The organism is Citrobacter sp. Cu233, assembly GCF_030332225.1.
In the GTDB taxonomy this organism is placed as follows: domain Bacteria; phylum Pseudomonadota; class Gammaproteobacteria; order Enterobacterales; family Enterobacteriaceae; genus Citrobacter.
In genome coordinates, this window is record NZ_JAOWIF010000031.1 from 113,741 (window position 1) to 127,642 (window position 13,902).

At 51.5% G+C, this 13,902-nt stretch carries 14 protein-coding genes and 1 pseudogene; 9 read left to right on the plus strand and 6 right to left on the minus strand.

The window, feature by feature from the left end; all coding sequences use genetic code 11:
• Positions 1-38 precede the first annotated feature (38 nt).
• Together purN and purM are read right to left on the minus strand one after the other, a co-directional pair.
• Positions 39-680: a phosphoribosylglycinamide formyltransferase gene (gene purN, locus OGX95_RS06965; RefSeq protein ID WP_286628913.1), complete on the minus strand. Its 642-nt coding sequence runs from the start codon at positions 678-680 to the stop codon at positions 39-41.
• Positions 677-1,714, minus strand: coding sequence for a phosphoribosylformylglycinamidine cyclo-ligase (purM, locus tag OGX95_RS06970; protein ID WP_286628914.1), 1,038 nt, complete (start codon positions 1,712-1,714; stop codon positions 677-679). Before purM ends, purN begins: the two co-directional genes overlap by 4 nt.
• 294 nt (positions 1,715-2,008) lie before the next feature.
• Here purM and OGX95_RS06975 point away from each other — a divergent pair, with 294 nt between their 5' ends.
• The 4 genes from OGX95_RS06975 (at position 2,009) to OGX95_RS06990 (ending at position 6,432) form a co-directional block, all read left to right on the plus strand.
• Positions 2,009-3,439, plus strand: coding sequence for a 6-phospho-beta-glucosidase (locus OGX95_RS06975; RefSeq protein WP_286628915.1), 1,431 nt, complete (start codon positions 2,009-2,011; stop codon positions 3,437-3,439).
• Positions 3,440-3,622: 183 nt separating this feature from the next.
• On the plus strand, positions 3,623-4,249 hold the full coding sequence (gene upp / locus OGX95_RS06980; RefSeq protein WP_003835110.1) for a uracil phosphoribosyltransferase: 627 nt from the start codon (positions 3,623-3,625) through the stop codon (positions 4,247-4,249).
• Positions 4,250-4,345: 96 nt separating this feature from the next.
• Positions 4,346-5,635, plus strand: coding sequence for a uracil permease (gene uraA / locus OGX95_RS06985; RefSeq protein WP_003835107.1), 1,290 nt, complete (start codon positions 4,346-4,348; stop codon positions 5,633-5,635).
• A 95-nt stretch (positions 5,636-5,730) separates the two neighbouring features.
• Positions 5,731-6,432 carry a DnaA inactivator Hda gene (locus OGX95_RS06990; RefSeq protein ID WP_211924219.1) on the plus strand — a complete coding sequence of 234 codons (702 nt, stop codon included), beginning with the start codon at positions 5,731-5,733 and terminating at the stop codon, positions 6,430-6,432.
• 34 nt (positions 6,433-6,466) lie between these two features.
• Here the strand turns inward: OGX95_RS06990 and arsC are convergent, their stop codons facing one another.
• Both arsC and bepA read right to left on the minus strand, forming a co-directional pair.
• Entirely contained in the window at positions 6,467-6,826 is a 360-nt protein-coding gene (gene arsC / locus OGX95_RS06995; protein ID WP_137384773.1) for an arsenate reductase (glutaredoxin), read from the minus strand.
• Between the two features lie 94 nt (positions 6,827-6,920).
• On the minus strand, positions 6,921-8,384 hold the full coding sequence (gene bepA / locus OGX95_RS07000; RefSeq protein ID WP_286628916.1) for a beta-barrel assembly-enhancing protease: 1,464 nt from the start codon (positions 8,382-8,384) through the stop codon (positions 6,921-6,923).
• 226 nt (positions 8,385-8,610) lie between these two features.
• On the opposite strand from bepA, the gene OGX95_RS07005 reads away from it, so the two are divergent.
• Positions 8,611-9,675 (plus strand): AI-2E family transporter, encoded by a 1,065-nt coding sequence (locus tag OGX95_RS07005; protein ID WP_005121878.1) that lies wholly within the window; start codon positions 8,611-8,613, stop codon positions 9,673-9,675.
• A gap of 27 nt (positions 9,676-9,702) precedes the next feature.
• Positions 9,703-9,825: pseudogene (locus tag OGX95_RS22935) on the plus strand (beta-aspartyl-peptidase); the annotation flags it as partial.
• Between the two features lie 117 nt (positions 9,826-9,942).
• On the opposite strand, the gene bcp reads toward OGX95_RS22935, so the two are convergent.
• Positions 9,943-10,413, minus strand: coding sequence for a thioredoxin-dependent thiol peroxidase (gene bcp, locus OGX95_RS07010; RefSeq protein WP_137384768.1), 471 nt, complete (start codon positions 10,411-10,413; stop codon positions 9,943-9,945).
• The gene (locus OGX95_RS07015) at positions 10,413-10,985 is read right to left on the minus strand and encodes a glycine cleavage system transcriptional repressor (protein WP_003037954.1); all 573 of its coding nucleotides are present in this window, start codon (positions 10,983-10,985) and stop codon (positions 10,413-10,415) included. The genes bcp and OGX95_RS07015 overlap by 1 nt, the downstream gene beginning before the upstream one ends.
• 145 nt (positions 10,986-11,130) lie before the next feature.
• On the opposite strand from OGX95_RS07015, the gene dapA reads away from it, so the two are divergent.
• The 3 genes from dapA to purC all read left to right on the plus strand — a co-directional run bounded on the left by dapA (position 11,131) and on the right by purC (position 13,885).
• On the plus strand, positions 11,131-12,009 hold the full coding sequence (gene dapA, locus OGX95_RS07020; RefSeq protein WP_271440159.1) for a 4-hydroxy-tetrahydrodipicolinate synthase: 879 nt from the start codon (positions 11,131-11,133) through the stop codon (positions 12,007-12,009).
• Positions 12,010-12,025: 16 nt separating this feature from the next.
• Positions 12,026-13,060: an outer membrane protein assembly factor BamC gene (gene bamC, locus OGX95_RS07025; RefSeq protein WP_286628918.1), complete on the plus strand. Its 1,035-nt coding sequence runs from the start codon at positions 12,026-12,028 to the stop codon at positions 13,058-13,060.
• 111 nt (positions 13,061-13,171) lie between these two features.
• Complete coding sequence (purC, locus tag OGX95_RS07030) at positions 13,172-13,885, plus strand: phosphoribosylaminoimidazolesuccinocarboxamide synthase (RefSeq protein WP_003835086.1); 714 nt, start codon at positions 13,172-13,174, stop codon at positions 13,883-13,885.
• Positions 13,886-13,902: the final 17 nt, after the last annotated feature.

Sequence of the window (13,902 nt, forward strand, 5' to 3'; positions counted from 1 at the left end):
AGCCGGATGGTGACATTCGGCTTACAGGTTGAATTTTATTATTCGTCTGCCGCATAACCATGGGGGGGCAGACGATTGCCGTCCAGCCATGCTGCGTTATCGCGCATCTTCAGGCGACCGTCGGTAAACCAGCTGACGACCAGCGGATAAATCGCATGTTCCTGCGCCTGAACCCGGGCAGTAATATCATCTTCGCTATCACCTGCAAATACCGGCACCCTGGCCTGGAGAATAACCGGTCCGCCGTCCAGTTCATCGGTGACGAAATGGACTGAGGTTCCGTGTTCTTCATCCCCATTTTCCAGCACCTGACGATGGGTATGCAGGCCTGGATACTTGGGTAATAAAGAGGGATGGATATTCAGCAGTCGTTCAGAATAGTGAGCGACAAACGCCGGGCTGAGGATGCGCATATAGCCGGCCAGCACGACGACATCGGGCGCCCAGGCGTCAATCTCTTGTATTAGCTGGCGGTCGAATGCTTCGCGGCTGGCAAAGTGGCTTGCTTCCAGGGCATGTGCCGGAATATTTTCCTCTCGTGCACGAACAAGGCCGAACGCATCGGCCTTGTTGCTGAATACTGCACGTATGGTGCCACTGATTTTTTTCTGTTTGCAGGCATCGATTATTGCCTGCAAATTGCTTCCGTTGCCGGAAATGAGCACCACAATGTTTTTCATTCAATGACCACACGCTGTTCGGAATCAGACGCTTTGATGATACCGATTTTCCAGGCGTTTTCACCTTTTGCATTCAGCAGAGCGAGCGCACTTTCTACTTCGGATTCCGGCAGAGCAATGACCATGCCGACCCCACAGTTGAAGGTGCGGTACATCTCGTGCTGACTGACGTTACCCGCAGTTTGCAGCCAGTTGAAGACGGCCGGCCACTGCCATGAGGATTCGTCGATGACGGCCTGAGTATTGTCTGGCAGTACGCGCGGAATATTTTCCCAGAAACCCCCGCCGGTCAGGTGCGCGATAGCGTGCACATCAACCTTCTCGATCAGTTCCAGAATGGATTTCACATAAATGCGCGTCGGTGCCAGCAGGTGATCGGCCAGTGATTTACCATCCAGTTCGGTTGTTTCCGGGTCGCAGCCGCTGACTTCAACGATCTTACGCACCAGGGAATAACCATTGGAGTGTGGGCCACTGGAGCCGAGTGCAATCAGCACATCGCCATCAGCCACTTTTGAACCGTCGATAATCTCTGATTTTTCAACGACGCCGACACAGAAACCTGCCACGTCATAATCTTCACCGTGATACATCCCAGGCATTTCAGCCGTTTCACCACCAACCAATGCACAACCAGACTGCAGGCAACCTTCGGCAATACCGTTGATTACGCTGGCTGCGGTGTCCACATCCAGTTTACCCGTTGCATAGTAGTCGAGGAAAAACAGCGGTTCAGCGCCCTGAACCACGAGGTCGTTTACACACATCGCCACCAGATCAATGCCGATGGTATCGTGGCGTTTCAGATCCATCGCCAGACGCAGTTTTGTCCCTACGCCATCAGTGCCGGAAACCAGTACAGGTTCACGATATTTTTGCGGCAATGCGCACAGCGCACCGAAGCCACCCAGACCACCCATTACTTCCGGGCGACGAGTTTTCTTTACTACGCCTTTGATTCGATCAACCAGAGCATTACCTGCGTCAATATCAACACCGGCATCTTTGTAGCTAAGAGAGGTTTTATCGGTCACTGCCTGGTTCCCCACGTGTTTACTTGCAGTAAAAGTTAAATTCGGCGCAATTCTAACAGGGAAAGCAAACGTTTGCGAGCCTGCTTTGCATTGACGTTTATCTGCTGAATATTTCAGCATTTTCCAGTCGTTTATCCATTTGTTTGAACTGCGCCACGAAAATGAAACCGGGTTCAGTCTTGTGCTTGAAACCTGCCTGCTGAATGCACAGTATCGTACTGAAACCGGTTTCTGTTTTCTGTTGCGAACCACATCAGGTGTGTTTGAACAGTGCAATCACGAGAGGGGAAACGTATGCCTGGGTTTAAAGCAGATTTTATGTGGGGCGGCGCTGTGGCTGCTCATCAACTGGAAGGCGGCTGGCAGGAGGGCGGTAAAGGGATTAGCGTTGCCGATGTGATGACGGCTGGGGCCCATGGGGTAGCGCGTGAAATTACCGACGGCGTGATTGCAGGCAAAAATTACCCTAACCACGAGGCCATCGATTTTTATCATCGCTATCAAGATGATATTAAGCTGTTTGCCGAAATGGGCTTTACGTGCTTTCGTACCTCCATTGCATGGACGCGTATTTTCCCGCAAGGTGATGAAGCACTGCCCAATGAAGCCGGATTGCAATTCTACGACGATCTCTTTGATGAATGCCTGAAGTATGGGATTGAACCGGTGATTACACTGTCGCATTTCGAGATGCCTTATCACCTGGTGACGGAATATGGCGGATGGCGCAATCGTAAACTGATTGATTTCTTTGTCCGTTTTGCCGGGGTGGTTTTCACGCGCTACCAGCGTAAAGTGAAGTACTGGATGACGTTTAATGAAATCAACAACCAGGCTAACTTCCATGAAGATTTCGCGCCGTTTACCAACTCCGGCCTTAAGTATCAGCCGGGTGAAGACCGCGAACCGGTCATGTATCAGGCTGCACACTATGAACTGGTGGCGAGCGCGCTGGCAGTAAAGGTTGCACGTGAAATCAACCCGGCATTGCAGGTTGGGTGCATGATTGCTATGTGTCCTGTTTATCCACTGACCTGTGCGCCAGACGATATGATGATGGCGATTAACGCGATGCACCGTCGATACTGGTTTACCGACGTTCACGTACGGGGCAAGTATCCGCAGCATCTGTTGAACTACTTTGCGCGTCGCGGCTTCGAACTCGATATTACTGAAGAAGACCGACAAATACTGGCTCAGGGCTGCGTCGACTATATCGGTTTTAGCTACTATATGTCCTTCGCGACTCAGGCAACGGCAGATAACCCGCAGTTGGATTACGACGAATCGAAAAGTCTGGTGCCCAATCCGTATGTGCAGAAATCAGACTGGGGCTGGCAGATTGATCCGGTTGGTCTGCGCTATTCGCTGAACTGGTTCTGGGATCATTATCAGCTCCCGCTGTTTATTGTTGAAAACGGGTTTGGCGCGATTGATGTACAGGAAAGTGACGGCACGGTGAACGATCAGTACCGCATTGACTACCTGGCAGCCCATATTCGTGAGATGAAAAAAGCAGTGGTGGAAGATGGCGTGGATCTGATGGGCTACACTCCGTGGGGCTGCATTGATTTAGTGTCAGCGGGAACCGGCGAAATGAAAAAACGCTATGGATTTATTTATGTCGACAAAAATAATGACGGCAGTGGGACATTAGCACGGTCTCCTAAGAAATCTTTTTCATGGTATCAAAATGTTATCCGGAGTAACGCTGAATCTCTATAAAATTCAGTGTATTGATATTAAGCCCCGCCCATAGTACGGGGCTTGTTTTATACTCATCTTCCAGACGTAAATGACTTTGGTTGATCCATATCAAGCGTATCCAGTGTTGCGCCAGAGACGAAAAGCGGTATAATCCGGCGATTTTTTTTGTGGTTGCCACTCGTCTGAGGAAAGGAGAAGAGTATGAAGATCGTGGAAGTCAAACACCCACTCGTCAAACACAAGCTGGGACTGATGCGTGAAAACGACATCAGCACTAAACGCTTTCGTGAACTCGCCTCGGAAGTTGGCAGTCTGCTGACTTATGAAGCAACTGCAGGTCTGGAAACCGAAAAGGTGACCATTGAAGGTTGGAACGGCCCGGTTGAAGTAGACCAAATCAAAGGTAAAAAAATCACCGTTGTACCCATCCTGCGTGCGGGCCTGGGTATGATGGAAGGCGTACTGGAGAACGTTCCGAGCGCGCGTATCAGCGTTGTGGGTATGTACCGTAACGAAGAAACGCTGGAGCCGGTTCCATACTTCCAGAAGCTGGTATCTAATATTGATGAGCGCATGGCGCTGATCGTTGACCCGATGCTGGCAACCGGTGGTTCCGTTATCGCGACCATCGACCTGCTGAAGAATGCAGGCTGCACCAGCATTAAAGTACTGGTTCTGGTTGCGGCACCAGAAGGTATCGCGGCACTGGAAAAAGCACACCCGGATGTTGAGCTGTACACCGCATCTATCGATCAGGGGCTGAACGAGCATGGATACATTATTCCGGGACTCGGCGATGCCGGCGATAAGATTTTTGGTACCAAGTAAATGAATAAATAAAAAGAAGCCGACTTTAAGAGTCGGCTTTTTTTTGAATAAAACAACCCAATCGCTACTAACACACAATACTCAGAGGAAAACACTATGACGCGCCGTGCTATCGGGGTGAGTGAAAGACCGCCGCTTTTACAGACAATCCCGCTTAGTTTGCAGCACCTGTTCGCCATGTTTGGTGCAACGGTTCTGGTGCCAGTCCTGTTTCATATCAACCCGGCTACCGTCCTGCTGTTTAACGGCATTGGTACGTTGCTGTATCTCTTCATTTGCAAAGGTAAAATTCCAGCCTATCTGGGTTCGAGCTTTGCGTTTATCTCCCCGGTACTGTTGCTGCTGCCGTTAGGGTATGAAGTGGCGCTGGGCGGTTTTATTATGTGCGGCGTTCTGTTCTGCCTGGTTTCTTTCATTGTGAAGAAAGCCGGTACTGGCTGGCTGGATGTTATGTTCCCGCCTGCCGCGATGGGCGCAATCGTTGCCGTCATCGGGCTGGAGCTGGCGGGTGTTGCTGCGGGCATGGCGGGATTATTGCCTGCTGAAGGGCAATTACCAGACTCGAAAACCATCATCATCTCAATGGTGACGCTGGCCGTAACGGTATTTGGCTCTGTGCTGTTCCGCGGTTTTATGGCGATTATCCCGATTTTGATTGGTGTACTGGCCGGTTACGCGCTTTCCTTTGTGATGGGCGTTGTGGACACCACACCCATTGCGCAAGCTCACTGGTTTGCTCTGCCGACGTTCTACACACCGCGCTTTGAGTGGGTTGCTATTCTGACTATCCTGCCTGCGGCATTAGTCGTTATTGCCGAACACGTAGGCCACCTGGTCGTAACGGCCAATATTGTGAAGAAAGATTTGATTCGCGATCCTGGCCTGCACCGTTCGATGTTCGCCAACGGCCTGTCGACGGTGATCTCCGGCTTCTTTGGTTCGACGCCTAACACCACCTACGGTGAAAACATCGGTGTTATGGCGATTACTCGCGTATACAGTACCTGGGTTATCGGCGGAGCGGCGATTTTTGCGATTCTGCTCTCCTGTGTAGGTAAACTGGCGGCTGCAATCCAGATTATCCCGTTGCCGGTAATGGGGGGCGTATCGTTGTTGCTGTACGGCGTCATCGGCGCTTCCGGTATTCGCGTGTTGATCGAATCAAAAGTCGATTATAACAAGGCGCAAAACCTGATTCTGACGTCTGTTATTTTGATCATCGGCGTAAGTGGCGCGAAGGTTCACATTGGTGCTGCGGAACTGAAAGGTATGGCGCTGGCGACCATCGTCGGCGTTTGCCTGAGCCTGATTTTCAAAGTCATCAGTCTGCTGCGTCCGGAAGAAGTGGTTCTTGATGCTAAAGATGCGGATAGCCCGCAACAGTAAGTCTCTGACCGGGCAGCGCTGCTGCCCGGTTCTATCACGACGTATTTCTGTGTTAAACTCATCTCGATTTTATGAAATCCTGGGTTGAGGTATCTCTGAACACACCGGCACAGCTCTCTCTGCCACTTTATCTTCCTGACGATGAAACCTTCGCAAGTTTCTGGCCGGGGGATAACTCCTCTTTACTGGCTGCACTGCAAAACGTGCTGCGTCAGGAACATAGCGGGTACATTTATCTTTGGTCGCGTGAAGGCGCAGGCCGTAGTCACTTGCTGCATGCGGCATGTGCAGAACTGTCTGCACGCGGTGATGCGGTAGGGTATGTGCCGCTCGATAAACGAACCTGGTTCGTACCCGAGGTGCTTGATGGAATGGAGCATCTGTCGCTGGTATGCATCGATAATATCGAGTGTGTCGCCGGAGATTCTCTTTGGGAAATGGCGATCTTTGATCTCTACAACCGCATCCTGGAATCAGGGAAAACCCGCCTGTTGATCACCGGCGACCGTCCGCCGAGACAGCTGAATTTGGGGCTGCCGGACCTCGCCTCACGTCTGGACTGGGGGCAAATCTACAAGCTTCAGCCGCTTTCCGATGAAGACAAGCTACAGGCTTTGCAATTACGTGCCAGATTACGTGGGTTCGAACTGCCTGAAGATGTAGGACGTTTCCTGCTTAAGCGTCTGGATCGGGAGATGCGTACGCTGTTTATGACGCTGGATCAACTGGACCATGCTTCGATCACCGCTCAGCGTAAGCTGACGATTCCCTTCGTAAAAGAAATTTTGAAGCTGTAAGTGCCGCAGCCGAAAAACTGCGGCAGTCTTAAGATTAACCGACGATTTCCAGCACTTGCTCAGGTGGGCGACCAATCCGTGCCTGACCTTTCGCTACCACAATCGGGCGCTCCATCAGCTTCGGGTTTTCGACCATCGCCTGAATCAGCGCATCTTCACTCAAACTGCTGTCCGCCAGGTTGAGCGATTTGTAGAGATCTTCTTTCTGACGCATCAGTTCGCGAGCGCTGGACATTCCCAGCATCTTCAGCAATTCACGCAGTGTCGCTGCATCAGCCGGGGTTTCCAGATAGAGCACGACTTCTGGCTCTACACCGTTAGACTTGAGTAATTCCAGCGTTTCACGGCTCTTTGAGCAGCGTGGGTTATGGTAAATTTTAATCGCGTCTGACATGACTTCTCCTTGCATGACGATTCGGCCGACCTATTGTGCCTGCCGCAGGCCGGATAAGACGCAACAGCGCCGCTATCCGGCAAGTATTCAATAGTTACATTTTCGAGTACGGTTTAAAGCGCTCTTGCAGTTGGCGCAGTTGGTCGATACGGGCATCGTATCTGGCCTGCTGCTGGCTGCCGAGTTTCACCTGAGAACTGGCGTTACTGAGCATCGAGATTGCCTGATCAAGACGGCCCGCCAGCGCATACCCTTCAGCACGTGCGGCCAGCTCCTGATCGCGGTTATTCAGGTTCGCTTCCGTTTGCGCCAACAGATCCCAGCCGTTAGTGTCATCTTTATGGTTAAACGTATAGCGATTCAGGATGGTGGCAGCCTCTTTAGCTTGTCCTCCCTGCAAATACGCATTTGCCAGGTTGAGTTGCAATACTGGATTCACGCGCAGGTCGCGAGCGTTTTTCAGGCGATTAATGGCATCGCTGGTTTTCTTCTGGCCGAGATCGATGTCCGTTGCCAGGTCGAGGTACCATGCATTATTCGGATCTGCCGCGAGCAGCGGCTGAAGCGTTTTACGTGCTTCGTCGTATTTACTGGCTTCCATCGCTTGCAGCGCCCGACCGTACTGCGCAGCGCGCTGTTCGCGCACGTTGCCTTTCGACCAGTTATCCAGTAGATCGCTGGTTAACTGGTTGCGGCCTGAATTGTACATGCCCAAGGTTCGCGCTTTGGCCAAATAAAAATCTTCTGAAGATTGCACGACTACCGGGCGCATCTGGTTGGCGCGGTTACGCGCATCTGCCAGACGGCTTTCTGGCAGGGGGTGAGTCAGAAGAATTTCCGGGGGACGTGTAGAGTAACGGGCCTGATCGAGCAGTTTCTCCAGGAATGTTGGCATGGCCTGGGGATCGAATCCTGAACGTTGCAGCACCTGAATACCGATGCGGTCTGCTTCCTGTTCGTTCTGTTGAGTAAAGCTAATCATCCCCTGGCGAGTACCCGCCAGCGTACCGGTTAGCGCCGCCATACCTGCCTGCGGGCTGGCCATCGCTAATAAAATCGAGCCTAATGCACCGACCCATGTCAGCGGTGCGCTACGTTTCTGATCTTCCATCGCTCGCGCCAGGTGGCGCTGCGTGACGTGAGAAATTTCGTGCGCCATTACCGACGCCAGTTGGCTTTCGTTATCGGAATAGCGGAACAGTGCTGAGTGCAATACAACGTTGCCGCCAAAAAAAGCGAAGGCGTTTATTTCATCATTGTTAATTAAAAAGAAAGTGAAGGGCGTTTTTACGGAATCTGCATGCGAAACCAGGCGCATCCCCAGTGCATTAATATATTGGGTTAGCAGCGGATCGTTAATTAACGGCGCACTACCACGCAGCTGCCGAACGTAATAATCGCCCATCTGCATTTCTTGACCAATAGAAAGCGTACTCCCTGCTGAGGTTCCCATATCAGGTAGGGTATCCGCAGTGTCAGCAAATGCGGGTGCGACCTGACCGACGGTCAGTGCAGCAATGAGGGTAGCAACCAGGTTTTTTTTCAACTGCCTGAACATAACCTCTGTCCTGTATTCTTTTTTGAGATAGCCATTTGACCAATGCCGTGAAGTATCGTTCACACTCCGCAAGCTTAGCGAGTGTAACTGCGAAACCTGACGATGAACACCCAGGAAAAATGTCTTTTCACTTTGCGTAATCAGCCATAAAAAGCGAAGTCTTTTTTGTGACATTTCGATACAATTCGGGATCGCAATCCCGCTATTGAGGTTCAGGGAAGGTTTTATGCTCGAAATGTTGACGCAATGGTATCGCCGCCGCTTTAGCGACCCTGAGGCTATTGCCTTGCTGATAATTCTGGTTGCCGGTTTTGGCATCCTGTTCTTCTTTAGTGGTCTGTTAGCGCCGCTGCTGGTCGCGATTGTGCTGGCTTATTTGCTGGAATGGCCTACCGCCCGGCTGGAAAATATCGGTTGTTCGCGGCGCTGGGCGACGTCAATTGTGCTGGTAGTGTTTGTCGGTATTTTGCTGCTGATGGCGTTTGTGGTAATGCCTGTCGCATGGCAGCAAGGCATCTATTTGATACGCGATATGCCTGGCATGCTTAACAAATTGTCTGACTTTGCCGCCACCTTACCGCGACGTTATCCGGCGCTTATGGATGCGGGCATCATTGATGCGATGGCCGAGAATATGCGTTCCCGGATGCTCACCATGGGTGATTCAGTGGTGAAATATTCGCTGGCTTCTCTGGTTGGGCTGTTGACACTGGCGGTGTATCTGGTGCTTGTCCCACTGATGGTGTTCTTTTTGGTGAAGGATAAAAGCCAGATGTTGAATGCTGTGCGCCGGGTGCTGCCGCGAAATCGTGGACTGGCAGGACAGGTCTGGAAAGAGATGAACCAGCAAATCACCAACTATATCCGCGGTAAAGTCCTGGAGATGGTGGTGGTCGGTGTTGCAACCTGGCTGGGCTTCCTGATGTTTGGTCTTAACTACTCTCTGCTGTTGGCAGTGCTGGTGGGGTTCTCTGTGCTCATCCCGTACATCGGCGCGTTTGTGGTGACGATTCCGGTCGTTGGTGTGGCGTTGTTTCAGTTCGGACTCGGAACGGAGTTCTGGAGCTGTTTCGCCGTGTACCTGATAATCCAGGCGCTGGACGGCAATCTGCTGGTTCCCGTACTCTTCTCCGAAGCCGTAAACCTGCATCCACTGGTGATTATTCTGTCGGTAGTTATTTTCGGCGGTCTGTGGGGATTCTGGGGGGTATTCTTTGCCATTCCGTTGGCGACGCTCATCAAAGCCGTGGTGCATGCCTGGCCGGATGGTCAGACGGTTGACGATCGCTAATCCATCAGTTCCTACGGCGCAACGCCGTCGGCGGGATGCGATGCGGATATTCTGGTGCTGAACAGCGCGCTGGAAGTGAATGACCTGTGGGCGAAGGGGAAAGCCAGGGTGAAAGAGAAGAAAGCGTGTGTAAAAGGAACGTTTGAATAAACGATTTTTATGCCGGATGGCAGCGTAAACACCTTATTCGGCCTACAGATTTGTACAGATGTAGGCCTGATAAGACGTGTTCACGTCGCTATCAGGCTTTATTCAGCAAAACGTATCTCAGGCGTTTTCCAGAACCCAGTTCAGCACGATGTCGTGGTGATTGCTGGTTTTGAAATCATCAAACACATGTTCAATTTTGCCTTCGGCATCAATCAGGAAGCTGATGCGGTGGATGCCATCGTAGGTCTTACCCATAAATGACTTTTCACCCCAGACGCCAAACTGCTCGCAAACCTGATGATCTTCATCAGACAGGAGCGTGAAGTTAAGCACTTCTTTCTCCGCAAATCGGGAAAGCTTTTCTGGTTTATCGGTGCTTATTCCCAGCACCTCAACACCGGCTTTTTTTAACTGATCCATGTTATCGCGCAAGCCACAGGCCTGTACGGTACAGCCGGGCGTCATGGCTTTCGGGTAGAAATAAACCAGAACACGCTGTCCCTGGAAGTCGGTTAAATTTACTTGTTCTCCGTCTTGATCCGGCAAGCTAAATTTCGGTGCGATATCACCGGCTTTCAGTGGGTTCATTACTTAACTCCATCCTGTTCATCATGCTGTGAGTAATTGACAACGTTAATACTGCCTTGCGCATTGAGTTCTGTACAGAGTGCTTTAAACGCATCCTCAATATTTGCCGAATCATGTGACGCAGGACTATGTGCGGTAATTTGAATAAACAATTGTGCAGCCTTGCCGTTTTCAGCCGGCTGTGTGCGCGAAACCAGTTCCGCAATATTCATTTGGTGGCTGTCAAAAAGGGCGGTAAAGCGCTCAATCAAATGAGGAGAGTCGGGGACATCGACCTGCACCCATACCGTGGCGGGCATCGCCGGGCGGGGACGCGCGGTTGTACGCTTCATCACAATCAATAAATCCAGCTCTGCGCCTTTCAAAGGCAAGGTTGATTCAATCAGGGTGATGGCATTCCAGGTTCCGGATAACAACATGATAAACGTAAACTCGTCACCCAGCATGGCCAGTCGGCTGTCTTCGATATTACAGCCACAACTGCTGACATGACGGGTGATAGTGTTCACAATTCCCGGGCGGTCAGCACCCAGCGCAGTAATGACCAGATAGTGTTGCGATGACGATGTCAAACCTGTTCTTCCTTTGAGCGGTGAGGTAATCATAAGGAAAGCATAAAAAAAACATGCATACAACAATCAGAAGGGCTATGGCCGCTTGCTTTTATTGTCGTACCAAACGTACCATTGAGACACTTGTTTGCACAGAGGATGGCCCATGTTCACGGGAAGTATTGTCGCGCTTATTACGCCGATGGATGAGAAAGGTAAAGTCTGCCGGTCGAGCCTGAAAAAACTGATTGATTATCATGTCGCCAGCGGCACCTCGGCGATCGTTTCGGTTGGCACCACTGGTGAGTCCGCTACCCTGAGTCATGATGAACATGGCGATGTGGTAATGATGACGCTGGAGCTGGCCGATGGGCGTATTCCGGTTATTGCCGGAACGGGCGCCAATGCGACCGCAGAAGCCATTAGTCTGACGCAGCGTTTCAACGACAGCGGTGTTGTCGGCTGCCTGACGGTGACGCCTTATTACAACCGCCCAACTCAGGAGGGTTTGTTCCAGCATTTCAAAGCCATCGCGGAACATACTGACCTGCCGCAAATTCTGTATAATGTGCCGTCCCGTACTGGCTGCGATATGCTGCCGGAAACCGTTGGTCGCCTGGCGAAGGTAAAAAATATTGTCGCGATCAAAGAGGCCACAGGGAACTTAAGTCGTGTTCACCAGATCAAAGAGCTGGTTTCAGACGATTTTATTCTGCTCAGCGGTGATGATGCGACCGGACTGGACTTCATGCAGCTCGGTGGTCATGGCGTGATTTCCGTAACAGCTAACGTTGCGGCACGCGATATGGCTGAAATGTGCAAACTGGCGGCAGAAGGGCATTTTGCCGAGGCGCGGGTGATCAACCAACGTCTGATGCCGTTACACAACAAACTATTTGTCGAACCCAATCCTATCCCAGTGAAATGGGCATGTAAGGAGTTGGGACTTGTGGCGACCGATACGCTACGTTTGCCGATGACACCAATCACGGACAATGCTCGTGATATTGTCAAAGCGGCGCTTAAGCATGCCGGTTTGCTGTAAAGTTTAGGGAGATTTGATGGCTTACTCAGTACAAAAGTCGCGCCTGGCCAAGGTTGCGGGTGTTTCGCTTGTTATGTTGCTCGCGGCCTGTAGTTCTGACTCGCGCTATAAGCGCCAGGTGAGCGGTGATGAATCCTATCTGGAGGCCGCACCGCTTGCTGAGCTTCACGCGCCAGCTGGGATGATTCTGCCGGTTATGACCGGCGACTATAACATCCCGGTAACCAACGGTAGCGGTGCCGTGGGTAAAGCACTGGACATTCGCCCACCGGCTCAGCCGTTAGCATTAGTCACGGGCGCCCGTACTCAGATCGCGGGTGATACGGCGACATTGCTGGTGGAAAATGGTCGTGGCAACACGCTGTGGCCACAGGTCGTGAGCGTTGTGCAGTCTAAAAACTACACTATCGCGAAACGTGATGATACCAGCCAGACGCTGACCACCGATTGGGTTGACTGGAACCGTCTGGATGAAGATGAACAGTACCGTGGACGTTATCAAATCTCGGTTAAACCGCAGGGTTATCAGCAGGCGGTGACGGTGAAATTGATTAACCTCGAGCAGGCTGGAAAACCGGTAGCCGATCCGGCATCAATGCAGCGCTATAGCGCTGAGATGATGAACGTTATCTCTGCGGGTCTGGATAAGAACGCCACCGACGCTGCGAATGCCGCGCAGAACCGTTCTGCCGCGACTATGGACGTTCAGAGTGCTGCAGATGACACCGGTTTACCGATGCTGGTGGTACGTGGACCGTTCAACGTAGTGTGGCAGCGTCTGCCGGCAGCGCTGGAAAAAGTGGGCATGAAAGTGACCGACAGCACCCGTTCTCAGGGCAGTATCGCTGTGACTTACAAACCACTGTCAGACAGCAACTGGCAGGAACTGGGCGCCACCGATCCAGGACTTGTATCCGGTGACTATAAACTGCAGGTGGGTGATTTAGACAACCGCAGTAGTATGCAGTTTATCGATCCGAAGGGACATACCCTGACGCAAAGCCAGAACGACGCGCTGGTTGCCGTCTTCCAGGCAGCGTTCAGTAAGTAAAAATGAAGGGCTGGAGTTATCCAGCCCTTTTTTTCTGATATGATACGCAAACGTGTGCGTCGGCAGAAAAACGCAATATTTATCGTTAATTCACACCCAGGAGTAATAAAGATGCAAAAGCAAGCTGAGTTGTATCGTGGTAAAGCGAAGACCGTATACAGCACGGAAAACCCGGACCTGTTGGTGCTCGAATTCCGCAATGATACGTCAGCAGGGGATGGCGCGCGCATTGAACAGTTTGACCGTAAAGGTATGGTGAACAACAAGTTCAACCATTTCATTATGACCAAACTGCAAGAAGCAGGCATTCCTACCCAGATGGAGCGACTGTTATCCGATACCGAATGTCTGGTGAAAAAACTGGAAATGGTCCCGGTTGAGTGCGTGGTGCGTAACCGCGCGGCAGGTTCCCTGGTGAAGCGTTTAGGTGTTGAGGAAGGTATTGAACTGAATCCGCCGCTGTTTGATCTGTTCCTGAAAAATGATGCTATGCACGATCCAATGATTAACGATTCCTATTGCGAAACTTTTGGTTGGGTGAGCAAAGAGAATCTGGCACGTATGAAAGAGCTGACCTACAAAGCCAACGACGTGCTGAAAAAGATGTTTGATGACGCAGGCTTGATTCTGGTCGACTTTAAACTTGAGTTTGGCTTGTATAAAGGTGAAGTGGTGCTGGGCGACGAATTCTCACCGGACGGTAGTCGTCTGTGGGACAAAGAAACGCTGGATAAAATGGACAAAGACCGCTTCCGCCAGAGTCTGGGCGGCCTGATCGAAGCCTATGAAGCTGTCGCGCATCGTCTGGGTGTGAAGTTAGACTAACGCCTCCCTGAGCCGGC

What these genes read in the sequence shown, in the direction of transcription:
- dapA (WP_271440159.1), top strand. Translation starts at nt 11,131, where the DNA reads ATGTTCACGGGAAGTATTGTCGCGCTTATTACGCCGATGGATGAGAAA.
- upp (WP_003835110.1), top strand. Translation starts at nt 3,623, where the DNA reads ATGAAGATCGTGGAAGTCAAACACCCACTCGTCAAACACAAGCTGGGA.
- bcp (WP_137384768.1), bottom strand. Translation starts at nt 10,413, where the DNA reads ATGAACCCACTGAAAGCCGGTGATATCGCACCGAAATTTAGCTTGCCG.
- OGX95_RS07005 (WP_005121878.1), top strand. Translation starts at nt 8,611, where the DNA reads ATGCTCGAAATGTTGACGCAATGGTATCGCCGCCGCTTTAGCGACCCT.
- OGX95_RS06975 (WP_286628915.1), top strand. Translation starts at nt 2,009, where the DNA reads ATGCCTGGGTTTAAAGCAGATTTTATGTGGGGCGGCGCTGTGGCTGCT.
- arsC (WP_137384773.1), bottom strand. Translation starts at nt 6,826, where the DNA reads ATGTCAGACGCGATTAAAATTTACCATAACCCACGCTGCTCAAAGAGC.
- bepA (WP_286628916.1), bottom strand. Translation starts at nt 8,384, where the DNA reads ATGTTCAGGCAGTTGAAAAAAAACCTGGTTGCTACCCTCATTGCTGCA.
- purC (WP_003835086.1), top strand. Translation starts at nt 13,172, where the DNA reads ATGCAAAAGCAAGCTGAGTTGTATCGTGGTAAAGCGAAGACCGTATAC.
- uraA (WP_003835107.1), top strand. Translation starts at nt 4,346, where the DNA reads ATGACGCGCCGTGCTATCGGGGTGAGTGAAAGACCGCCGCTTTTACAG.
- purN (WP_286628913.1), bottom strand. Translation starts at nt 680, where the DNA reads ATGAAAAACATTGTGGTGCTCATTTCCGGCAACGGAAGCAATTTGCAG.
- bamC (WP_286628918.1), top strand. Translation starts at nt 12,026, where the DNA reads ATGGCTTACTCAGTACAAAAGTCGCGCCTGGCCAAGGTTGCGGGTGTT.